The following is a 24,489-nucleotide window of genomic DNA, read 5'->3' as shown; positions in this document are numbered from 1 at the left end:
AGTGCGTGACGATCATATTGGCTAACCTCCTTTCTGTTTACTTTATAGTTCCATTATACCGGAACGTGTATTCCTCCACAACCCAACTGTTGAATTTATTTACATTCTAAAGCCTTGCTAATTCATCCTCACTTTCATCCCACCTCTGAAGAAGTGGGCTTTCCCGTTCGGAAAGATCTGTAATTTTCAGAACGAGTCCATATTAAAGTTTCTTTGTATAGTAGTTTAAGGTCTTCACTTGTTCCTTAAATAAATCGTTAGAAATGGGTGAAAGCCATTGTTCAAATGATGTTTTTTGTGTAAACTTATTCATTGACATGTTCTTTATATTGGATTTGGATAGTTTACTACCACCAAACCATTATAAAGGATTTTTTGTGAAAAGTTTGTTGAAGGAAAATTCCGATTAATGAAATCATCAAGATTGATGAATGAGTTTAGTCTAAATATTGAGTATGCATTAGCCTTCATACTTTGAGCTGGACTTCAGCCTTAGATAAGACTTGAGTCGTCGACACTTATGTCAAAAGCCTCCTGCTTCGAGAAGGTGGTCGTATAAGTAAAACGAATATAAAAAAGTGTAAGAAAGTTTTAGCTAAACTGGCACCCGCTTGCATAAGCCAACGTAGATTCCTCTTCTGTCTATATCTTTTATAAAATTATATCCGTCAATGGGATGGGGATTAGTTTAACTTGGGGATTTTTTGAGGAAAAGGGAAAATTAGTTTCCTTAATCATTACGATCACCTTCTAGATAACTATAATTTTTAGATTATAGTCAAGTGCTACTGCCATTTTTGACAGCGGCACTTGGAGTGATGTATTAAGGTAATATTTTCCTGTAGAAGAACTATAGTAAATCCAGTATGATCTATAGGTGTCATTTATAATGCCAGTATCAATTTTTACTTCAGTTCTAGTACACAGATACGCACTACTTGGAACATTGAAATAAACGTAGTTAAAAGCGTTTCCATATTTACCTGTAATTTTATTCTTTTTCTGGTCAGAAGTTTTAATAACTTCTTTAGCAGAAGCTGTTTCGGCACCGACAGCAATGCCACCAGTTATTAACAGGCTACATACCACAAAAACGTGAAAAAATCTTTTGAATTTTTCCATTGATCTACCCCTCCTTTACTATGTTTTTTGACACAAATAGTAGATAAAAGTAAAGTATATATTCATTTACCTATCTACCTAATTAGTTAGATTATACTATTAATTGAGGGGAAATGTAACAGAAATGACATTTTTTTGTAAATAAAGAATTCTAAAGGAATGAGTAGTGGGCAATGCTAAAAATACAAAATTTAGACCTAATTACGAGGGAAAGATTGCTATATGGGGCAAATATGGACCTAGAAAAGGGTGTCGTTTACGGTTTGTCTGCTAGAAACGGTAGTGGAAAAACAACTCTTTTAAGAACAATAAGTGGTCTTCGAAGTGAATCTACGGGATCTATTTCTATTCAAGAGGAAGATAAGACGCTTGATTTAGTAGAAAGTAAAAGACAGTTATTCTATTATGAGACTTCCGAATGGTTAGATTTAAATATATCAGGATGGGATTATTTAAAATTTATTGAATTTACTTGGAAGAATAATCCTTATATGACTATAAACGAGCTTATTGCTTTTTGGGAAATGGATAACTATATAAAACTACCAATTAGAAAATACTCTCTGGGAATGAAACAGAAGGTACTTCTTTCCATGTATGGTATCAGCGGTGCAGCGTACTTACTCTTAGATGAACCAACAATAGGTTTAGATACAAAAAGCTTAAAACTATTTGAAAAATTCATAATAAGGGCTAAAAATAATGGCGCATGTGTTTTATTCTCTTCTCATCAAAATGATAGCGTATACTCTGTTTGTGATTATATCTATGAGATGGAGGATAGATCTTTGAAGCTGATCAACAAGGAGATGGAGGATTAAAACATTGTATTATTATAAACTTCTATTAAATAAAACATTTAAAAATCGAAATAATGTACTTTTATTATTGCTTTTATTTTTAGGAATTGTTGGGTTATATATTTTAAACCTCAATACAGGAGATTTTTATAGTTATTTAGGTCAAGTAAAAGATCATCATAACACAACAATTGAGTTAGAAGAATATTATGAGAATATATTAAATGATGACGTGAAATATTCTGAAGACGACATTGAGAGTTTTAAAGGGGGATTACAAGATGCATTGGAACAAAAGGAATGGAACGAAAAAATTCTGGAGTTAGCTGATCAAAAGGAATGGTCAAAAGCTTTAAGTTATTCTATTGAAATTATTAATAGACATTTACATGTAAACGAAAAGGCAGGAGGAGATTTGTTTCCAGAAGACCATGTATTTGCCCTAAAACAAGAAAAAGTGTTATATGAGCAATTAGCAGCCCTTGATCATGAACCTGATACAGAAGGATATGAAAGATTTGGTTTTAATTATGTGTATCGAATCATGGATTCTATCTTTCCGGTTTTTTTCGCGCTTATCTTATCCGTTTTTTTATCAGAGATTTTTGTGAATACGTATAAACAAGGATTTAATATTGATTTACTTCTTCCAAGTGGTTATATAAGAACCACATTGAGAAAAATCTTGTATTGTACATTGTTTGCTGTATGCGTATATATAATTACGTTGTTTATAAGTTTTGTATTAGCTAGTATTATCACTGGAACAGGAAGTTTCCGATACCCGATTCTACTTTATTCACTTGATACAGTAGCAACTGTTCCTGTATGGATTATCATTGCCAAAACATTGACTTTACATGCTCTAAGTATACTTAACATTGTTTTACTTGTTTCGATTATTAGTTATTTTGCAAAGAACAAATTGATTACGCTACTTATAACAGTTGTCTTTATTATAGGTTCCTCAATGGTGCTCAAATCATTAGATGTGTTGAATTCGATGATTCATCTTAATCCTTTTACCTATTTATCAGGTGCGGATGTGGTCACAAACTTAATGGCATATCAGTCGGATAACCCAAGTATCACCTTTGAGAATGGTGTTTTCTTTCTTAGTGTGTTTGCTGTTATATTAATAGCTGCAATACTTTTATTGGTCCGTCAAAGGGAGAAAAAGCAAATGTTAGCGAGGAAATAGATTTACATCTTCTTAATATAGGAGGATCAGTTGTTGACATTATATCCAAGCAGATCGACCGTGTAGTCCTCTAGTCAGTGCAAAATTTTAGATGCGGCTTAGAATATAGATCGAACTCATATAAAGCAATTGGGAAAAGGGATAACGTTAAAAGCGGCTTAAAAAGGGTTTTTGAGTTTCAGCAAAAAATCAAGAGGTGACTGAGTAGGCTTCATTTCAAGAGGTGATTTTTCAATAAAAACACGGAAATGGGGCGAAACTCGGGGTGGAAACAACAAAAAGGCCCCTAGTTGTTTGGTATAATTTTAGTACCAGCTAAAACGTTACTAAACAACTTTAAGGAGGCCTTATGTTCCATCCTTCACAGATGTGTACCGAGTAAAACGTAAATCCGTTCAATTCGCGAAAAGTATCGTATCAAAAGCGAGTCAGGTGGAATCCGAATTCGTGATCCAGCCCCATCTAGGGTATATTAAAGTCCGGTAGTATCATCCTCAAAGACATTGCCGGCGCTTTAAATAAGTCCGTCCAGGTTAAAAATACCATTGAACGATTAAGCCGGAATTTAGGGCGTTCACTGTCTTCAACTATCCTTTCTCGCTACACACAAAAATCGGTGAAGGCATTGGGAAAAGATCCCTCATTATGGTGGATGATTCGGATGTCATTAAACCACATGGGCGGGCATTCGAAGTACTGGGGAAAGTCAGGGATGGCTCCAGCAAAGACCACAAGATAGAAAAAGGATACCACGTCACAGAAATCGTCGGGTTGAGTGCCAACCAGAAACAGCCCAAAAGGAACGCAACATTTGTCTTTGACCGAGGGTACGACATGAATGCTCTATTTGACTTTATGCATCAAAAAAAGCAGCAGTATATCGTCCGATAAACCGAGAATCGCAAGATCTTTTGGAAAAGGAAATGGTTTAAATCCACAGTGCTGCGTGATTCACGGAAGGGAAAGATCAAAACGACGCTCAAACTTTAAGGAAAACGGGAAAGTCAAAAAGAAAACATTTACGTAAGCCACCTCAATGTGAAGATCACAGCGGGAAAGCGTCCCATCCGTCTTGTGCTTGTATATGGGATAGATGTTAGCCACCAACAAGGTCTTCGGGAGTTAAAAAGGTTTAATGGTTTTTGTGGTTACTAACTATTTTAAACCTTATAGGGCAAGGTTTCATCTGTTTTTTTGCATTTTGGGGTGGATTTTCGAATTTTTTCCATTCCCTTCTCTTAAAAGTGCATTATACCGTCACATTTTGGGGGAAAATAAATTCTGGTCTCTCCTTAACCCCTTGTCTCACTTGAGGTGTGAGACATCGCAATTACCTCATTGATAAATATGTTCTTTTTTTCCTTAAGGTCGTGTAAACTGAATAAAGGACGCCCATGAAAGATTGGGAATTCAGGTAGAGATAAAAACTATATTTGTTTATATCTAAAATTATAATGAGGGGAGTTGCCCATGGATATTCGTGATTGGATTGTCGCACTTATTCTAGGATTCGTGGAAGGGATGACAGAATTCGCCCCTGTCTCATCTACGGGTCATATGATCATTGTAGATGATATGCTTTTTAAATCGGCTAGATTATTAGGTTCACAGGAAGTGGCCAATACATTTAAAGTTGTCATTCAATTAGGGTCTATTATGGCCGTTGTCATTGTTTTTTGGTCGCGTTTATGGAGTTTGGTGGGAGTCAATATTGGACGGACAAGCCCCGTTCCAAATCATTCGCGCTTAAAGCTTTCTCACGTCATTGTCGGTCTTATTCCCGCCGCTGTTATTGGGTTTGCTTTTGAAGATTTCATTGACCACCATTTGTTTCGGATCGGACCCGTCCTATTGGCCTTAATAGCAGGGGCTATTCTTATGATGGCAGCCGATTGGAAGGCAAAGAAAAATCGAGATTTTCATGGAGCTTCCCTAGATGAAATTACATATCGGCAAGCTTTCTTTATTGGTCTATTTCAGTGTATTGCCCTATGGCCAGGATTTTCCCGATCAGGCGCTACGATTTCGGGTGGTGTCTTAATGGGGTTAAACCATCGTGCAGCAGCAGATTTCACTTTCATCATGGCTGTTCCGATCATGTTTGGTGCCAGTGCGGTTTCCCTTTTGAAAAAGTGGGATGTGTTGACACTGGATGTCTTGCCCTTTTTTATCGTCGGATTTATCAGTGCTTTTGTCTTTGCCTGGGTCTCCATTCGTTTTTTCCTCGCCCTCATTAACCGAGTGAAATTGCGTCCGTTTGCGATTTACCGGATTATTTTAGCCATTGTATTAGCGATTGTGTATTATTCTGTTGGTTAAATTCAACCTATAGTGTGGATTGACATTCAGTATGTTGACAATATTACATGCGTCACATGTAATTTATAAAGTCCTAAGTGGAAGGCTGGTGAGCATTTGGTAATGTCCCAGCCTCTCTTCTGTGCCCTAAATCTAAATGTGTCAAAACTTATGTGATATTCGGATGTTGAAAAGACTGGACCGGAAATTAAGTGATTAACTTAACTCTTGCAAGTAATTATATTTATGTGTTTCTCTAAAGAAGATATTCTTCTGGATGTTGATGATACCTCAAAAGAAGCCGTGAAAAGATACCTAAATTGGTCGTCTAAAAGGAATTGCGAATATGCGAATACTCCAGGTAAAAAGGAAATGGCAGTAAACTATTGTGTATTCTCATCTTTTTGTTCTATAATAGTAGAAAACTTATGTGACTTTTTAGTTGTGTTAAAAAGATTTTAGACAAAAAAAAGTGTTTTTTACATTAAGAAAGGGAAAGGAAGGAATTTATGAATTTTTTAAAGAAAATCGAAAATAGATTAATAAAATCAGGCATCTATGGTTTTGTTTTAGGATTGTTTATTGGAATTCTTTTCACTTCGCAAACAGAAATTGTTAATACTCCACAAGATACTAAGATATTTAATACCCTTTCTATTTTTGAATACATCATAAAACTTTTACGAATATCCATTGTTTTTTCTATAGCCCTAATCATAATCACTATAATTTTCCTTTATAAAAGTGAAAAAAAGAAACTATCACAATAACATACATGATAGTTTCTTTTTTATTAAACTTAGTAATATTTATTCCAACATACTCCTACGGCATACGTGACATTACCACTTCCAGTTTTTACCCCTGCATAGTACGCATCATAATCTAAAATTTTTAAACTAGGATATGCTTCTATTACACCAATCTCACCTTTTGGAGCAGTATAAGATGTACTATCTGTAACGGTAACTGTGCTACTTATGCTTGTTCCTAAACTTGCATTTATAACTTTTATATTAACACCAAGTCCACCACTAACTTGCGTTGTGACCGATTCCGATATAGACATTGAAAATGTACCTGTTCCAGTTGATTTTCTAAGAAGATTAGCACCACAAGCATCTCTAAGACCTGTTTGCTTAACTGATGCAAGGGCTTGTGGAGTAACTAGATCACCGTGGTCTTGTATCTCAGCTTCCGGAAAGAGTTTAATTTCGATTTCTCTTAATTTCTTATCTGGGTATTTTTTCCCTCTGGTAGATTCTATCTCTTCCAAAGTTTTCGAATCTGTAATCTTAATAGTTTTAGATCCATCTTCATTAATTTGTGCTTGTTTTTCGTCAGCTTCCGATATAAAATCGTGAATATTGCAGTCTTCAGAAAAACCATTGTTTCCCATATCAATGGAATTCAAATTCTCTGATTCTGCGAAAGCGGATACACCGGAAAACGCAAACATAGATAGGATTAGCGACAATATAAATGGTATTTTTAGTGATCTCATTTTTACTATTCCCTCCTAATAATTTAAAAGTTTTCACTTTATCCATTGATAATTAGCTAAAATAAGTGAAAAAACAAAAATCTAACTAATCTTCCTTCCCTCCTTTTTTCGACTATATAACTATAGACGTCATACAAATAAAAAAGTTTCTCTCTTTTTGAAAAAAGTTAAAAAGATTATATTTTCAGTAAGTTGAAAGAAGGATACGTGGACTGCAATAATATTTTTGCTTCCTCATTATTTATTGTTTAGGATCAATTTTCATAAAGGCATTAAATTCTGGGCGGTTATTTATGTTACAGGAGTTGAATTTTAGAGCGAGTAATCGAACTTATCCCTTGTCCGCTTTGATTTTGCTCTAGTCAGCAGCAATGTAACAACATGGAGACGAACAGGAAAATCATAGAAATAAATGATGGCTAGTTAACTGTTTATCAAGGACTAAATAGCGAAGAGCCAGCTATTCTGTTCGCTGTTACTTTGTTCACGTTTTTCTCCGGTTTCGGGCACAGCCAACCAGTCCGCTGTTACCTCTTGCTTCTTTTTCTTCGATTTCGGGCACAGCCAATCGGCCCGCTGTCACCTCTTTTAGGTTTATCTATGTTACAGGGTGAATGGGGAGTGAGTATCGTAACTCGCCCTTTCCCCTTAACCCACTCGTTTCTCGGTGCAATGCACAATAATAAAAATCATCGGAATAAATACGCGCTAGTAAGCTGTTTACAACATTAAATAGCGAAGAGCCATTTTTTTTATGAATTTCCCTCCCACATTTGGTAAAGTGTCATAAATTAAAAGTATTGACATCTATTTTTGGCTCCATCTCCCTATAAAAGCATTGCTACTCTTGGTATAGTAGATATAGACCGCGTTGAAAGGGTGAAAGCATGGACTCTATAAAATTTTCTCCATTGGGTGAGGAAGCTTTAGTCATGGAATTTGGAGATTCCATTAATCTGGATACGAACCGGAAGATTCTTAGTTGGAAAAAAGCGATTGAAGCGGCAGCTCTTCCCGGCGTAATGGACATTGTCCCAGCCTACACGACACTTACTATTTTTTATAATCTAAGGTCTATCGCATCTTCCAATCCATATGAAACATTGAAAAGGTACATCCAACAACTTCACCCCACTTTTTCCCTTAGATTGGAAAAGAAACAGGTAAAAGAAATTCCTGTTTGCTATGAGGAGCCGTATGCGATGGATCTCAAATATGTAGCTGATTTTAGGGGACTTTCCGTCCAAGAAGTGGTTCATATTCATACAAATAGAGAGTATCCTGTCTATTTCTTAGGGTTTACACCGGGGTTTCCCTTTCTTGGTGGCATGGATTCAAGAATAGCGGTACGTAGACGGTCTTCTCCACGCACAAAAATTCCTGCTGGCTCCGTTGGCATTGCAGGGGGACAAACTGGAATCTATCCCTTAGCTTCCCCAGGTGGCTGGCAAATTATTGGCAGGACACCTTACAAGCTTTTTAATCAGGATCAACAGCCTCCCACTTTTCTACTACCTGGTGATTACATTCGATTTATCGCTATCAGTAAGAAGGAATTTCACGATTTGGAGGGGAGACCATGACGATTCAAGTGATCAAAGCGGGAATGCAAACAACGATACAAGACCTTGGGAGACATGGATGGCAAAGTTATGGCATTTCTGTTTGCGGTGCCATGGATCATTGGGCAGCAAGACTTGCCAACTTCGTTCTTGACAATGATGAAAATGAAGCAGTCATAGAAATGGCTTTCCGCGGCCCTACATTGAAAATTCAGAAGAATCTTATCCTTGCTATTTTCGGCGCTGATATGGGGGCAGAGTGGAATGGCCGGAGAATGGAGATAGGAAAGCCGATTTTTGTTCAAAAAGGCGATATTCTCACATTCAGCTATGCTAAGGATGGGACAAGGACTTATCTTGCCGTAAAAGGTGGTTTTTTTATCGAAAAAGTCCTTAATAGCTATAGCACAGATATGAGGACTGGAATGGGAGGAATTTGCGGGAGAGCCTTAAAAAAAGGAGATATTCTTCCTGTAAAAGAGAGCTCGGATTTTCATCATGCGCTCTGGGGTTTACCTAGTCATGCAAGGAATTATATAAGAGAAAATATCATACCCATTCATTTTATAAAAGGCCGGCAATATGATTGGTTTACAAAGGAGTCCCTGCTACTTTTTGAGTCTGAATCTTTTACCATTGAACCTCATTCTGATCGAATGGGGTATCGATTATCTGGGCCTGTGCTAAATTGGAAAGATTCACAGGAACTGATCACGGAAGGCACTGCCTTTGGCTCCATTCAGGTCCCACCGAAAGGACAACCAATTATTTTAATGGCGGATCGACAACCAACAGGTGGATACCCGAAAATCGGGGAGGTTATGACCTGTGATCTCCCCCGCTTAAGTCAAATGCGACCTGGTGATCGAGTTCGCTTCCAAGAAATTTCATTGCAGGAGGCCCAGCAACGTACACAAGAACAACAACAGTTATTGAAAAAAATAAGAACCGCTTGTCAGTTGAAATGGAAAGATTAAGGAGATGTTTTGATATGAAGCAAATTGACCTGAATTGCGATATCGGCGAGGGATTTGGCACTTATCACTCAGGATTGGATACCGACATCATGCCCTATATCTCATCTGCCAATATCGCATGTGGCTTTCATGCAGGAGATTTTTCAACAATGAATCAGACGGTTGAACTAGCCTTGGAACATCATGTAGCGATTGGTGCCCATCCAAGTTTACCTGATCTGCAAGGATTTGGCAGAAGAAGGATGGCTGTTTCTCCAAGAGAAGCCTTTGAAATGGTTCTCTATCAAATTGGCGCTCTCCATGGATTTGTGGTTGCCCATGGAGCAAAGCTACACCATGTAAAGCCCCATGGAGCCCTTTATAATATGGCGGCAACAGACTTTGCACTTGCCGAGGCGATTGCCGAGGCTGCTTATCATTTTCATCCACAACTTATTTTATATGGCTTAGCTGGCAGCGAATTGATCAAAGCAGGAGAAAAACTCGGATTGTCAACAGCAAGCGAGGTTTTTGCCGACCGCACTTATCAAAGCGATGGAACATTAACACCCAGAAGCCAACCAAATGCCTTAATCCAAGATGCTAAACAAGCTGTCTCTCAAGCTGTTCGTATGGTGAAAGAAGAAAAGGTCCGCTCTGTTGATGGTATCGACATTTCCGTCCAAGCCGATACCATTTGCCTGCACGGAGACAGCTCCTCTGCTTTAGACTTTGCTCGCCAATTAAATCAAAGGTTCGCAACCGAAGAGATTTATATAAAGACTTACTAGAATGATTCTTTAGAGGAGCGTCGAACAAATGGAGTAAAAAAATATCGCCTTATTCACGTTTATCATTACAATAATTGCCTTCAGCAAAAAACCGGGCAAAAGCTGAAAGCTTGCCGGTTTTTTGCTTCATCTTACTCTTTTTCGGAAGGACAATTCCTTTATATAGAGGAGTAGCTAACCATTTTAACTGATTAATTCTCCCCTTCTGCTAATACTAATCTGTTATACAAGCAATAAAGATCTTTTCTTTAGTCCTCACGAAAAGGATCAAAATAGTCATACTCGGAAACACCATTCGGGATCATGTTGCTAATCCTGATCAATTCATCAACAACATCCTTGGCATCTTTTCCAAACAACGGCATTGGTTGATAGTTATTTTCTGTTTCACTGCCATTTGAATTTTCGAATGCTGGGACGATCCGCATTCCTTTCATGACAACAGTGCCATTTTCTTTAGCAAAATGAAGCCGAAACATCGCTGTTTGTCGTGAAAGGAATGTTGGGTCGGCGCCAAAAGCATAATCGCCCATGCTGTAGATAATATATTTGCCATTATACTTTTCTACACTTTGTAAACGATGTGGGTGACAACCGATAATGATATCCGCTCCGGCATCCAATGTTGCATGTCCGAATTTCGTTTGATAAGCAGCCGGTCCTTCCATATATTCGATACCCCAATGCATATTGACAATCACAAGATTTTCTTCTCGTTTATATTTCTTGACATCCCTAATAATATTCTCCAAATAGATATCATCCGACTTTTTATAGCGATAATCATAGTAAGAAAAGCGCAAGCGCCCGTTTAGCGACGTACAAACTTTTTAGGGGCCTGACGAGATAAAGGAAACACGATGAACCCGAAGGGTGAATCGATGTTGACTTACGCAAGCAGCACCGAAAGTTTGCTAGTCGCTGGGCGCTGGAGCTAGATCCAACATTAGCCAAAATTTATACTTTCCTATCCTGTAAGAAAAGCGCAAGCGCCTTGGTCAGCCCCGACAAGCAAATGTTCTGAGACAAGAAAAGTCCGGGTTTGACTTTTATTGGCTCAGGTTATTTGACCTCGAGGGGCTAGGCGCTGGAGCTGGATCTCACACTAGCCAAATTTATACTTTCCTACCTTACAAGAAAAACAGTTTCAATCCCTTTAATATCAACAATTAGAGGCATATCTCCATTAAATTCTTGACACCAAAAAGCTCCTTCCCATTCTTTCAAATGAGAAGGAGCTTTTTAGTGGCTCGCCACAGCTTCAGGTGCTTCCGCTATTTCTTATTCCTTTGTTCCATTTGTATACTGATAATCGTTTGGATCAATCGGCACATAGCCTTCTGGTTGGTAGAAACGAAGCAAATCTTTCGTTACAATTCGATCCGAAATTTCTAGTTTTTCTTTTACCACCTGATCATCTGAAGAACATTGCTGGTCTTCTATTTCCTCACCAGTCTCATTGTCATAACAAACCCCATTTACTTGGGTTACTTCCGGTGTCACAAAATCTCCATTACGGAATGGGACAACCTCTTTATATTCAGGTGATAAAATATCATTCCCTACATGTAGATAATTTCGAGTATCCACTCCCAATAAATGAAGAATGGTTGGTTGAACATCCACTTCTCCACTATATTTATGCACAACTCCACCCTTTACACCAGGAACATGAATGAAAAGAGGCACTCTTTGTAATTGGGCATTTTTAAATGGTGTTATTTCTTCTCCTGTCACTCGCTCCATTGCGCTATTATGATTTTCAGAAATACCATAATGGTCCCCATACATCACAATAATTGTATTATCATACAAACCAGCTTCTTTTAGATTATGAAAGAATTCTTCCAAAGCTTGGTCCATATAATTCGCTGATTGGAAATATTGATTGACGACTTTATCCCCAAAATCCCCTGCTGGAAAGTCTGTATCTCCTTCATCCATTGCAAAAGGAAAATGATTGGATAGTAAAATCATTTTTGAATAAAAAGGTTGTGGCAAGGATTCTAAGAGTGGCATGGACTCCTCTAAAAACGGCTTATCCTTCAACCCATAATTTTTCACATTTTCCGGTGTCATATTATAATACGTCGCATCAAAAAATTGATCATATCCGAATGCTTTATAGATCTCATTCCGGTTCCAGAAAGTTTTATAGTTTCCATGGAATGCGGCTGATGTATAGCCTCTTGATTTCAAAATCGCAGGGGCTGCATGATACGTGTTCTGTGCTTTATTGATAAAAACAGATCCTTGTGACAGTGGGAATAATGAATTATCCATCATAAACTCCGCATCAGATGTTTTCCCTTGTCCAGTTTGATGAAAAAAGTTATCAAAATAAAAGGTTTTTCCGTCATGGGCCAGAGAATTTAAGAACGGCGTCACTTCTTGACCATCTAATTTGTAATCAATCAAAAAGGTCTGTAAAGATTCCAGGGATATATACATGACATTCATCCCTTTTGCCTGTCCAAAATAATCTGCGTTGGGCTTCGCAAAATTGGCCTTTAGGTTATTTTCGATTTCCGTCACATCATCACTGCTGGCAAAGGTACGTTGCATCGAAGATCTTGCCGTTTGAACAGCATCATAGATTGTAAAATTGTACGTTCCTAAATATTTTACAAGATAATTTCGGTCAAACGATCTTGTGAGTAGCTCAGGACGATCCGCTTCAGCTAAAGATAAATTAAATAAGAAAATCCCTACTGCTACCACCATTGGAATCAAAGCGATTTTCCTCGTCGAAACAGATTTTAACTGGTACACCTTTAAAGCTAGCAGTAAAACTAAAAGAATCGTATCTGTGAAATAAAAAATATCGTATGGCGTCATCAAAGATAACGCACTATCTGTTTGTCCCCCATTGACCTTCAACTGTAAAATCGTTGGCCAAGTGATGAAGTCATCAAAAAAGCGATAATAGACCACATTGGCATAAAGCAAAAAGGATAATACAAATTGGATGCCGATCAACACAGCTCCCCAATGTTTTTTAAATACCAAGGCAGCCCCTAAGAAAAGAAAGGCTGAGCTAAGTGGATTAATAAACAGTAAAAACTTTTGTACAGAATTATCAATCCCCAAATTAAATTCAATTCTATAAGCCACATACGTTTTTAGCCAAAATAACACAATCGCAATGAGAAAAAATTGCACACTTTTACTATCAATGTTGAACGAGAATTTTTTAAGCTTATTCAACTTAAACGCTCCTCTCTAACTTGCTACCAATATAAAAAACTAGACACTCTTTTTCTTTTAAAAAAGTACTAAGACATTATAACTCTTTTTATAAAAATGTCCAGTGCTCCTTTCTATTTTTCTACAAGTAATTTCTGTAAAAGTCGATGCTGTCCCACCTCACAGTTATGTATAAAATATTTTTCTGCATAAATTGACAGAAACGTTCCATTCTGGATTTGGATCAAGGTCCTCACTGTTTATCCCCCAACACAGGTACATTGCGGCCATTAGCTTTTCGTTGTCATTTTTTATTATTTATGGGGCTGGAAATCAGCCCGCCCACCTTTATATCGTTCATCGGGGACAAGTGAAAATTTCTTTATTAGAAAAAAATAGATAGCTGTGGCGCAATGACAGCTATCTTTTTTTCTTATACAAAACATATAATCGAGCCTTCAAGCTTTTTATATGGGCCTATTCGGTTGAAAGTTCCCGCCCTCTTTTACCTAGGAGCATGGTTGTAATCACAAAGGCAATGACGGCTAATACGATAAGCAAAATAAATACCGTATGTAAATTTGCAGCCAGCTCAGCTCCTTTTAATTGATCAGTTAGCCAGAGTCCAGATACGGCAATGCCAATGGTTTGCCCTAAATTTCGAAATAGGTTCATCGAGCCCATTGCTGCTCCTCTCATATTCCAGCCAACAGCTGATTGAACGACAACTGTAAACAATGTGGTGGACAAGCCAAAACCCATCCCTGAAATGGCGGTAATGACCATCATCCATGGTAAAGTGGTATCTGCTTGAAAAAAACTCATGCCAGTACAGCCTACTATTAAAACCATAATCCCAAGAAGAGCAATCCGCCCTACAGCTATTTTATTCATCCACTTTCCAGTGAGCATGGCTCCAATTGGCCATGTCAGGGATAATGGCAGCATGGCAATCCCCGACAAAGTCGCGTTTAAGCCTGTCACACCTTGTACCACCCATAAAGGAATATAAAAGGTCATGGCGATTAAAATAAAGCCAATTAAAAAGGAGACTGCATTTGAAACAACAATCAGCCGAATGTTGAATAAAGCTAGCGGAAGCATAGGCTCCTTCCCTTTGGACTCAATCCAAATGAATAAGATGATTCCAATAAAGGCAACTATAAACAGGGTTACGATACTACCCGTCATTTGCCTCTCTTCTTTCCATAAATTCAAAGCATATAAAAATGACGTCATACTGGCTGCAAAAGTAAAGATTCCTGCATAATCAATCGTCCTCTTTTTCTTTTCAATTTGTTCATGAAGGGAAGTCCCAATCAAAATCAGGGAAATAATGCCAAACGGAAGATTCATAAAGAAAATCCAATGCCAGGAGATAGAGTCAACGATAAACCCACCGACGAGAGGTCCGATAATGCCAGATATTCCCCATACACTACTAATGAGCCCTTGAATTTTCGCGCGCATTTCAAACGAAAACACATCCCCAATAATCGTAAGAGGAATCGTAGTTAAAGCTCCAGCACCAATACCTTGGATGATTCGGTACACAACAAGTTGCTGCATGGATTCGGATAACCCTGAAAGCATCGATCCTACCAAAAAAATGATTACCCCAATGGTAAACATTAGCTTTCTACCATATAAATCAGCCAATTTCCCAAAAATCGGTGTACTAATCACGGTTGCCAATAAATAGACCGATATGACCCATGTATACAAATGACTGCCACCCAAATCATCGACGATTTTCGGCATCGCCGTACTCACAATCGTCCCCTCAATCGCTGTTAGAAAAGTCGCAATTAGTAAAGCAGCCACAACATATTTCTGTTTTGTTTCTTTTTTCACGATATTTCCCCTACCAATCTATGATCATCCATACTGACTTTATGAAATTATTAACTCTTTGAGGCCAGCCAGGTTAATCAAATTTTTCCGCTTTTTTCATTATACCTGAAATTGAAAAGGAAAAATAAGCAAAAATCGTTACAAAGGGAATTTTTTGTATAAATACGAAAAAATGGGAAGCCTTAATAGACGTTGAGCTTTATAGCGACAAGCACGGATACTTAGGAGGTTATAATTTTGGCACAACAAAATCAACAACAACTACAACAATTTCAAAACCAAGCTGGAGCTCAAACGAACGCACAAGAAAAATTACCTACCAGGGAAAGCTGAATCGATCAGCTTTCCCTTTTTCAAAAGGTAAAGTATAAAAATTGGCTATTGTTTGGATCTAGCTCCAGCGCCCAGCGACTAGCAAACTTTCGGTGCCTGCTTGCGTAAGTCAACATCGATTCACCCTTCGGGTTCATCGTGTTTCCTTTATCTCAGGCCAACAGGATGTTGGTCAGAACGGCGTTGCGCTATATATTTAAGTTTGTACGTCGCTAAACGGGCGCTTGCGCCTTTCTTAATTTCCAAGCTATTTTTCGGCAAAATCCGGGGGATGACATGCCGAAATATGGTAGAATGATAGAAAACTTGGGTTAATGAAACGGCGGTGAATAAAATTGTCTAAGTATCTATTTAGGGTAAATAAGGAGTTATTTGATCTTCAGTCGATGGAAATGGATGAGACGCTCATTCAATTTTTTCGTGAGATTCAGATTGCTGATGAAGCATTTATGATGGAGAATGGCAGAGGATTGCAAAGAAAGTTTACAATTGATTGGGATGAAAGATTGCTTCAAGGTAAAGGAATAAAGGGTTTTTTTGCTCCTTATGCTGAAGGGTTTTTATTCATAGAAAAAACAGAAGATCAGAGAATCATCGTTTCGAATCAGCACCATTCGTCACTTGAAAGTGTAGAAAGTATGCTGCATCACAAAGAACGGGCTCATACAGTCATGAAAGCTTTAACTAGCTTCACGTCCAATCCAGAAAATTGGTTTCAGTTATACCAAACAGCACAACAATTTCGGGTTCATCCTAATGGAAACGAATTGCTTTGTTTACCATATGTACGTGAATTGGAAACATTTGATTATCAAATAAAAACAGTTCAATCCGTGCTCAATCGATTTAAAGGCCGCGTGATGTTAAGTGATGAAGTCGGACTTGGAAAAACGGTTGAAGCTGGTATGGCTATGCTTGAATATATTATGCGCGGACTAGCTAGAAAAATACTTATTCTTGTGCCTCCCTCACTTGTAGGACAATGGGAGAACGAGATGAAAAGGAAATTCAACCAAGATTTCGTCCGGGCAGACCACCCCGATTTTAAAAAACTGGAGGATAGCGCTTGGGCTCATTTTCCAAAAGTGATTGCCTCAATCGATACAGCGAAACGCAAAAATAATCGAGAGGCGATCTTCAACGAACAATACGATTTGATTATTGTCGATGAAGCCCATCACTTAAAGAATCGGTCAACGCAAAAATGGCAATTTGTCAATGGAATCAACAAAAAGTATATTTTTCTTTTAACGGCAACACCTGTCCAAAATCATTTAGAAGAATTGTACAACCTCATTACCCTATTAAAACCCGGACAGCTTAGAACATATAGCTATTTCAGGAAAAACTTCGTTGACAGCAAGGATGGCATTGAGGCAAAAAATGTGGATAAACTGAAGAATCTCCTAAATGATGTCATGATTCGCAATAAACGTAGTAATGTAGATGTGATTTTCACAAAAAGAACAGCCTATACAAGAACCATTGAAATTTCAGATAAAGAAAAGGCCTTGTACAATAATCTTAGTACATTTGTAAGAGAAAGATATAACATCAAACACCCTGTATTAAATCGATTTCAGCTAAAACGTCTGCAAGAACAGATTGGAAGTTCTGTTTTTTCAGTGATCCCTTCCCTTGAACGACTGGCTGTAAATGAAAAGTTAACAGAATTTGAGCAAAAAGCGATGCAAAAGTTTTTAAAAGAGGCTCAAACGATTATAGAAGAAGAGACCGGTTCCCGTACAAAGATAGATGAGCTTGTCTCCATTTTAAATGAATTTAAAGACAAGATGATTGTTTTTACTAAATTCGCATCAACCCAGCAATATATTAGCAAAATGCTGAAAGAGCAGGGTTTTCAAGTGGCTGAATTTCACGGCGGAATGCGTAGAAAGGAAAAGGAAGAACAAGTGACCTTTTTTAAAGAGAAGGCAGATGTATTGGTTAGTACGGAGGTTGGAGGGGAAGGACGCAATCTCCAATTTTGCCATGGCATGGTGAATTTCGATCTTCCTTGGAATCCAATGGCGATAGAACAACGGATTGGCCGGATCCATCGAATTGGCCAAGAAAATGATGTGGTTGTTTATAATCTTGCCGCAAAGGATACGATTGAATATTACATCCTCGATTTGCTTGATCGTAAAATAAATATGTTCGAGCTTGTTGTGGGTGAAGTTGATGCTATTCTTGGCGATTTGGAAGAGAAAGAAGATTTCTCCGAATTGGTGATGAAAGCTTGGGTAGAGGCAAAAACGAATGAAGAAGTAGAAGCAGAATTGGAACAAATTGGGGAAGTCCTTTTGAATAATAAACAAAAACTAGCCAAGCAAAAAGAACTGGATGATACCTTATTTTAATAGGGGGTAGTGGATAGATGCAGTTGCAACAATTTGTGGGAGAAGTCGTGGAGGAATTAGGCGGGGTCGTCATACCGGTGGAATATGCGTTATGCCAAGTATTAATTCCGGAAAGATATGCACCTTATTTTCAAAATAAAACAGAACTTATGATCGCTTTCGACTTTGAAGTCGCAGAGGAAAACCCTGATGCTGAGTTCGTTACTTTCGGGAGCTATATTTTGGAACAATTATTAGAAATTATCCAGCAAAATGCGATTAGTACGATCAGATTTGTGGAAATAGATCGATTAGAACTCGGGAAGCCTTTGAAAAAAATAAGCGAGTTTCTGAAAGAAGAATCCGGAAGAATTACGATTATAGATGAAAAACCGGCAATGGGCGCATGGGCTGTATTTCAATATAATGTTTCTTATATTGCTGATGAAAAAACGGAAGCTTCTGAACAAGTATGGGTCAATCTTTTAACGAATCAAGTTAGCCCAACAATGAAACAGGAACAAAACAGGATTATCTATCAGCAGAATCCGATTTATACCTATCCGCTTCCCGCTACGTTTGATGTGAATCATGCCTTCACCATTGCAACAACCTATGTAAAGGAAATAACGGAACGACAAAAAAAGGATGGATCAAACTCGGAATTAATGGCAAAAGATGTGGATCGGATCACAAATTATTATAAAGAACTTGTTGAAGAAAATGACAAGCGAGCAAATCGGAAAGGATTAAGTGAAGAAAAGCAAAAGGAGTACCGTTCTAAATCGGAAGCTATAAAACTGGAAAGAGATAAGCAATTACAGGAAATTCGCAATAAATATAACGGACAGATTGAAATAAATATCGACAATGGGATTTTATATTTTATTCCTTTACTTGAATTTCATATATCGCTTGAATTTAGAGCTACTATTTCGGAGAGAATTCTTTATTTTAATCCGATTACGAAACAGTTTTTTGAGTGATGGCGTATTTCTTTATTAGCCAATGGAGGTATTCTATTGGCCTTTATTTTTTTATTAGCCGTTGCATAAGCTTTATTAGCCATTAATACCTTGTTATTAGTCATTGCACACGTTTTATTAGCCGTTATTTTTTCTAAGCGGCTTTTTTACACGAGAGGAAAGTATAAATTTTGGCTAATGTTGGATCTAGCTCCAGCGCCCAGCGACTAGCAAACTTTCGGTGCCTGCTTGCGTAAGTCAACATCGATTCACCCTTCGGGTTCATCGTGTTTCCTTTATCTCGTCAGGCCCCTAAAAAGTTTGTACGTCGCTAAACGGGCGCTTGCGCTTTTCTTACACTTCAGGGCTCTTTCTACCTCTATTATGTTGATTATCAATATTTTTTAGACTTTTAAATACATCATTGTTTTTAAATTATACATTTTCCATTTTAGGAGATACTATACTTACTTCTGTCTAAAGAGGAGGAAAAAGCATGACAACTTATTTTGATCATACTAAATTAACAGCGAGTGAATTGGCTGTTCTGTTTGGTTCTTACACAGATGACGCTCTAGCCATTTGTATGCTGTCCTATTTTGCCGAGCATGTAGAGGATCCGGAGATCAAAGCTTGTGTTGAATATGGATTAGAATTATCAAAGATGCATGTCGAAATCGATAGGGATATTTTTAAAAAGGAGGAGCTTCCAATCCCTGAAGCGTTCACCGAACAAGATGTGAATATCACGGCCCCAAGGCTGTACAGTGATGAACTCATTCTTAATTATGTGCAAAACCTTGGGATAATGGGATTAAGGTCTTACAGTATAGCTCTTCCTAAAGCAAGTCGAAAAAGTTTACGGGAGCAGTTTACTCATTGCCTTCAATCATCAGCCGAATTGTATAACCGAACGACCGAACTTTCCATACAAAAAGGGGCCTATGTACGTCCCCCAATGATTCCCTATCCACAACAAAATGAATTTGTACAGAAGCAGCATTTTTTAGCGGGTTGGATGGGAGAGCAAAGGCCACTGACAAGTATTGAAATATCCTTACTTTTTATGAATCTATACCGGAATTCGCTTGGGAGTGCCTTATTAACTGGCTTTGCCCAAGTGGCACAATCGCAAAAGGTACAGAAACATATGACAAGGGGAGCCGAAATTTCCAAGCATCATAGTGCCGTATTTGCCAAATTTTTAAGTGAAAGTAATATACCGGCACCTACTTCAGGTAATTTCACTGTTATGACAACAACAGATCCTATTTTTTCAGATAAACTGATTATGTATCACACAAGTGCTTTACAGAATGCAGGAATTGGCTTTTACGGAGAAAGTATGGGAGGAAGCCAAAGAAAAGATCTTACTGCCGCTTATGGGCGACTAATAATGGAAGCCGGAGAATATTCACTGGATGGGGCAAATATTATGATTGATAATGGTTGGTTCGAGAAACCTCCCTCTGCACCTGATCGCAGAGAATTGACAAAGGGTTAGAATGATGTGGACGCAAAAGAAAAGTTATTTTGGAGCATTGCCCTTCCCGGATTTGGACAATTATTAAATGGAAAATACGTAAAAGGCCTTGTGTTGATCTTATTAGAATTTGTCATTAATGTAAACGCCCGATTTAATGAAATGATTATTGCCAGTTTTCATGGTGACATTGCAAAAGCCATCGAACAGGCAAATTTTCAATGGCTCCTCTTTTATCCTTGTTTATATTTCTTTGCCATGTGGGACGCTTTTAAAGATGGAGGCGGGGGAAAGGAACCCTATTCTTTTATGCCATTTGTCTTTTCTGCGTATTTTGTTACTGTAGGCACAATTTTTTCTACCAAAGTGACCATTTTTGGAATACTACTCGGACCCATTTGGTTACCGATCATTAGCGTGATCCCAGGAGTGCTAGTAGGACTATTACTTAAAAACATTTTAACAAAGAGAGCAAAGCATAAAAATAGGCCTCATTAAAAAAGCTTGTGGCTGATCTGTGACCTTGGGAGGTTACCTTCACCTCCTAAGGGTTATTTCACGATAACGGATAGACGCCGATCCCCTTTTCTTATTTAAATTCCTCAACCTTTTTGAGGTTCTACATTGTCTAATTGAGATCCCAGTTCACTTTAAGACTCTTTTCTTCCATCAAAAAGGAAGCTTCCGCAATAGAAGCTTCCTGTTAAACCTATCTTATTTCTGACCTAACGATTTCTTGATCTTATAGTCTTCTTTTTTCTCGTTCAGCCATGTTTGGTATTCGGTTTGTAATTTTTGATCAAATAGCGTGTCCTTAATTTCGTCTTTATGATCTTCTAATTTTGCTTTTTTGGCTTCTTTCTTATCGGTTACTTTGATAATATGATAACCGTGCTTCGTTTTCACTGGATCACTGATGTCGCCGACCTTTGTGGAAAAGGCCTTGTCTTCAAATTCCTTTTCCATTTTCCCTTTACCAAAGAAGCCTAATTCTCCGCCAGATTCAGCATTGGCTTTATCTTTTGAATATTCCTTGGCTAATGTAGCAAAATCTTCTCCTTCATCCAATTTCTTTTTCACTTCTTTTGCTGTTTTTTCATCATCCACTAAGATGTGACTCGCTTCTACTTGTTCTTCTTGGTCAAAAGAAGCTTTATTTTGTTCAAAATAGTCCTTGATCTCTTCATCCTTTATTTCAATCCGTGGTTCGAGGATTTTTTTGATAGATAACATTTTCACAATATTTTTCTCTACATCTTTCTTCTTCAACCCTTGTTGTTGTAAGGCTGAATTAAAAGCTTCCTCACCCCCGCTTTGTTCGATATATTGATCCATTTCCTTCTTAATATCCTTATCAGAAACCGATACTTTCGCCTTTTTTATTTCCATGTCGACAATTTTATCATTAATCATCGCATCAAGCGTCTGATCACCATAGTTTTCCACAAGTTCATCCTGCAACTCGTCTTTCGTAATTTTGACATCCCCGACATTCGCCACTATCTCCCTTTTCACAAAAGCTGCTGTAAAAATAGCGGCGGCTCCAATTAAAATTAGGACAATCACTGAAATCGTAAACTTTTTGCTAGATGTAATACTCTGTTGATTTTGACTCATTTTTTTCCTCCCCTAAATACTATTTTCTCTTAGGCCTGCAGGATGCAGGTCACAAAGGCGTGGCGATTGTTGTCGCGAATTTAGCCTTCGATCCTTAGGATATACGATAAATATGAATAAACTATTAACAATATTTTATATGAAAACGCTAAAAACTTCGATACTTATTTTTCAAATGGAAATTTTATTATAAAAATGGTTCCTTTCCCTTTTTCACTTTTTACATCAATTTGACCTTGATGTAATTGGACAAGCTGCTTCACAATCGATAAACCTAGGCCGAATTCTCCATATGGATTATTTGTCCGCGACACCATTGCTTTATAAAAGCGATGCCAGATCTTTTCTATTTCTTGAGGATCCATCCCCATTCCATTGTCTTCTATTTCAATTACGGTCGTTTGCTGCTCCATCCTACCACGCAAAGTAATGATTCCATTTTCTGTAAACTGAATACTGTTTTTCGTAATATTGATCAGAACTTGTGTCAGGCGATCATAATCGGCATAAACCATCGTATCTTTTTCAACATCGAGAACAATCTTATTCTGTTTTTCCTGTGCCTGAATTTCAAGCTGGTCCTTAATAATTTCCATCACTTCGGAAAGCAGGATTTTCTCCTTATTCAGTTTAATTTGGTTGGAACGTATTTTTTCGTAATCAAGATTTTCATTGACTAACCTGATCAATCGCATTGTCTCTTGGCTAGCCATCAACATGCCTCTCTCCTTTTCAGATTCAGGAATCATATGATTGCGAATTCCTTCTATGACACCACGAATGGTTGTTAAGGGGGTTCTTAATTCATGAGAAACATCTGCCATAAATTGCCTGCGGCGGTTTTCTAAGCTTTCAATCTCTTCCTTAGCTAATTCTAATTTTTCCACCATTTGGTTAAAATCCTTGGATAATTCCCCGATTTCATCGAAATCAGCAGAAGGAATACGCACAGAATAATCACCATTGGCAATCAATGAAGTGGCTTCTTGCAAACGTTTAATCCTTTTTACATGAACGGCCGATAAAATCCAACTTAAAACTAAAGCCACTGCTGCAGCGATTAAAACGGTATAAAATAAATATCGATGAATTTGCGATATAATTTCTCTTGAACCCTTAATAGGTGAAGCTAATAAAATGCCACCCACAAATTGACCTTGGTGAAAATAAGGAAGTAATACAAAGGTCATCGCTTCATTAAATCGTTTATAATCTTGTTTCACCACCACGGTATAGCCATTTTGGATTTTCTGCCACTCCTCTTCCTCCAGCTTGATCCTAGCTCCTCTCCCAGTCGAATAAATAATGGTTGAACTAGTATCAAATAAGCTATATTGAATATCACGCCCAGCTAAAACATGTCCGTATTCTTGTAAGACTGGCTTGGATTCATAGCTTTGTTCAAGGTCAGCAAGAATATTTTTACCGTAGGCTGTGAGTTCGTCCATTTTATCCTGATAGATGAGGTTTTCAATAAAATGCGAAAACAACAAACTTAGAATTAAGATAGCAATGATAATGACACTCACATGGCTTCCCAGCTGTTGATAAAAGTACTTGATTTTTAATTTCATTTACGATTTCCTTCTGATTTTGTATTTCCCTCATCTGGCTCCTCAAATTTATAACCAACGCCCCAAACGGTTTTAAAAAATGGTTGATCCGAAGGTCCTAATTTGTTGCGTAGACGTTTTATATGAACATCAACCGTTCGATCATCTCCATAAAAGTCATAGCCCCATACTTTATCCAATAGTTGTTCTCGAGAAAAGACCTGCTTTGGATGTTGCAAGAAATGATATAGTAAATCAAATTCTTTTGGGGTTAAATTTGTAATAGGCTCTCCATCAAGTGAAACCTCACGTGTCTTTTTATTCACTTTAAAATGGGGTGTTTCCAACGTATCAGTCTCGTTCACCACAATAGATTGCGTTTGATAGCGACGTGTTACAGCTTTAATTCTTGCCATTAAAGCTAATGGACTGAAAGGTTTGGTCACATAATCATCGGCTCCCATTTCTAACCCAAGCACCTGGTCTGATTCCGTATCTTTTGCAGTCAGCATGATAATCGGCACAGTCTTATTCTCTTGCCGAATCTTTCTACATATCCTAAGGCCATCCATGCCCGGCAGCATCCAGTCAATAATCAAGCAATCCCATTGTTCCTGTTGGGCTCGTTCATAACCGGTTTGGCCATCTTGGATAAATTCTCCTTGAATCCCTTCCTTCAAAAAGAACATTTCAATCATGGACGCCACATTTTCGTTATCTTCAATCACTAATATTTTCAAATTGGAGACCCCCTCTCCATAAATGTAAAGAAAAATAGAGCCTTGCGCAACTACAAAAGCACAAGCGCCTTGAAATAGGGAAGAACGGCTAAAGACGCGACGTCAATCGCTACGCCGAAGGACTCTCGGGGCTAGGCACCGGACTGGACTACAAAACACCTCTTACAAGAGCAAGAGGTGTT

Annotated in this window: 17 protein-coding genes and 1 pseudogene; 10 read left to right on the top strand and 8 right to left on the bottom strand. The window is 37.9% G+C overall.

Annotated features, from left to right (window positions below; all coding sequences use genetic code 11):
* Positions 1–750: 750 nt before the first annotated feature.
* Positions 751–1,122 (bottom strand): hypothetical protein, encoded by a 372-nt coding sequence (locus MUB24_RS17225; RefSeq protein ID WP_244706265.1) that lies wholly within the window; start codon positions 1,120–1,122, stop codon positions 751–753.
* 173 nt (positions 1,123–1,295) lie between these two features.
* On the opposite strand from MUB24_RS17225, the gene MUB24_RS17220 reads away from it, so the two are divergent.
* From MUB24_RS17220 to MUB24_RS17210, 3 genes are all read left to right on the top strand, one after another.
* On the top strand, positions 1,296–1,943 hold the full coding sequence (locus tag MUB24_RS17220; RefSeq protein WP_244706263.1) for an ATP-binding cassette domain-containing protein: 648 nt from the start codon (positions 1,296–1,298) through the stop codon (positions 1,941–1,943).
* Positions 1,944–1,947: 4 nt separating this feature from the next.
* The gene (locus tag MUB24_RS17215; RefSeq protein ID WP_244706261.1) at positions 1,948–3,123 is read left to right on the top strand and encodes a hypothetical protein; all 1,176 of its coding nucleotides are present in this window, start codon (positions 1,948–1,950) and stop codon (positions 3,121–3,123) included.
* A 1,470-nt stretch (positions 3,124–4,593) separates the two neighbouring features.
* Positions 4,594–5,442, top strand: a complete 849-nt coding sequence (locus MUB24_RS17210; protein WP_280517048.1) for an undecaprenyl-diphosphate phosphatase — start codon at positions 4,594–4,596, stop codon at positions 5,440–5,442.
* A gap of 778 nt (positions 5,443–6,220) precedes the next feature.
* On the opposite strand, the gene MUB24_RS17205 is transcribed toward MUB24_RS17210, so the two are convergent.
* Positions 6,221–6,925, bottom strand: coding sequence for a hypothetical protein (locus MUB24_RS17205; protein WP_244706259.1), 705 nt, complete (start codon positions 6,923–6,925; stop codon positions 6,221–6,223).
* 887 nt (positions 6,926–7,812) lie between these two features.
* On the opposite strand from MUB24_RS17205, the gene pxpB reads away from it, so the two are divergent.
* Genes pxpB through MUB24_RS17190 form a run of 3 tightly spaced genes read left to right on the top strand, consistent with a single transcriptional unit; the run spans position 7,813 to position 10,234 of the window.
* A complete protein-coding gene (gene pxpB, locus MUB24_RS17200; RefSeq protein WP_244706257.1) occupies positions 7,813–8,508 on the top strand; it encodes a 5-oxoprolinase subunit PxpB in 696 nt (231 codons plus the stop codon).
* A complete protein-coding gene (locus tag MUB24_RS17195; RefSeq protein ID WP_244706256.1) occupies positions 8,505–9,464 on the top strand; it encodes a 5-oxoprolinase subunit C family protein in 960 nt (319 codons plus the stop codon). Before pxpB ends, MUB24_RS17195 begins: the two co-directional genes overlap by 4 nt.
* Before the next feature lie 14 nt (positions 9,465–9,478).
* The gene (locus MUB24_RS17190) at positions 9,479–10,234 is read left to right on the top strand and encodes a LamB/YcsF family protein (protein ID WP_244706254.1); all 756 of its coding nucleotides are present in this window, start codon (positions 9,479–9,481) and stop codon (positions 10,232–10,234) included.
* A gap of 248 nt (positions 10,235–10,482) precedes the next feature.
* On the opposite strand, the pseudogene MUB24_RS17185 reads toward MUB24_RS17190, so the two are convergent.
* From MUB24_RS17185 to MUB24_RS17175, 3 genes and pseudogenes are all read right to left on the bottom strand, one after another.
* Positions 10,483–11,022 (bottom strand): annotated as a pseudogene (locus tag MUB24_RS17185) (CapA family protein); the annotation flags it as partial.
* A 493-nt stretch (positions 11,023–11,515) separates the two neighbouring features.
* A complete protein-coding gene (ltaS, locus tag MUB24_RS17180) occupies positions 11,516–13,441 on the bottom strand; it encodes a lipoteichoic acid synthase (protein WP_280517046.1) in 1,926 nt (641 codons plus the stop codon).
* Positions 13,442–13,897: 456 nt separating this feature from the next.
* Positions 13,898–15,274 (bottom strand): MDR family MFS transporter, encoded by a 1,377-nt coding sequence (locus MUB24_RS17175; protein WP_244706252.1) that lies wholly within the window; start codon positions 15,272–15,274, stop codon positions 13,898–13,900.
* Positions 15,275–15,942: 668 nt separating this feature from the next.
* On the opposite strand from MUB24_RS17175, the gene MUB24_RS17170 reads away from it, so the two are divergent.
* From MUB24_RS17170 to MUB24_RS17155, 4 genes are all read left to right on the top strand, one after another.
* A complete protein-coding gene (locus tag MUB24_RS17170; RefSeq protein ID WP_244706249.1) occupies positions 15,943–17,970 on the top strand; it encodes a DEAD/DEAH box helicase in 2,028 nt (675 codons plus the stop codon).
* Between the two features lie 17 nt (positions 17,971–17,987).
* Positions 17,988–18,935, top strand: coding sequence for a hypothetical protein (locus tag MUB24_RS17165; protein WP_244706247.1), 948 nt, complete (start codon positions 17,988–17,990; stop codon positions 18,933–18,935).
* 475 nt (positions 18,936–19,410) lie between these two features.
* The gene (locus MUB24_RS17160) at positions 19,411–20,418 is read left to right on the top strand and encodes a DUF3231 family protein (RefSeq protein ID WP_244706245.1); all 1,008 of its coding nucleotides are present in this window, start codon (positions 19,411–19,413) and stop codon (positions 20,416–20,418) included.
* A gap of 6 nt (positions 20,419–20,424) precedes the next feature.
* Positions 20,425–20,895 carry a hypothetical protein gene (locus MUB24_RS17155; protein WP_244706243.1) on the top strand — a complete coding sequence of 157 codons (471 nt, stop codon included), beginning with the start codon at positions 20,425–20,427 and terminating at the stop codon, positions 20,893–20,895.
* Positions 20,896–21,111: 216 nt separating this feature from the next.
* On the opposite strand, the gene MUB24_RS17150 is transcribed toward MUB24_RS17155, so the two are convergent.
* The 3 genes from MUB24_RS17150 to MUB24_RS17140 form a co-directional block, all read right to left on the bottom strand.
* Positions 21,112–22,014, bottom strand: a complete 903-nt coding sequence (locus MUB24_RS17150) for a peptidylprolyl isomerase (RefSeq protein WP_244706241.1) — start codon at positions 22,012–22,014, stop codon at positions 21,112–21,114.
* Between the two features lie 164 nt (positions 22,015–22,178).
* Entirely contained in the window at positions 22,179–23,588 is a 1,410-nt protein-coding gene (locus MUB24_RS17145; RefSeq protein ID WP_244706239.1) for a sensor histidine kinase, read from the bottom strand.
* Positions 23,585–24,307 carry a response regulator transcription factor gene (locus MUB24_RS17140; RefSeq protein WP_244706237.1) on the bottom strand — a complete coding sequence of 241 codons (723 nt, stop codon included), beginning with the start codon at positions 24,305–24,307 and terminating at the stop codon, positions 23,585–23,587. Before MUB24_RS17140 ends, MUB24_RS17145 begins: the two co-directional genes overlap by 4 nt.
* Positions 24,308–24,489 lie beyond the last annotated feature (182 nt).

This window comes from Lederbergia sp. NSJ-179 (assembly GCF_022867885.1).
Lineage (GTDB): Bacteria > Bacillota > Bacilli > Bacillales > Bacillaceae_C > Lederbergia.
Note: the sequence above shows the minus strand (reverse complement) of the source record. Positions and strands in the feature narration are given on the sequence as shown.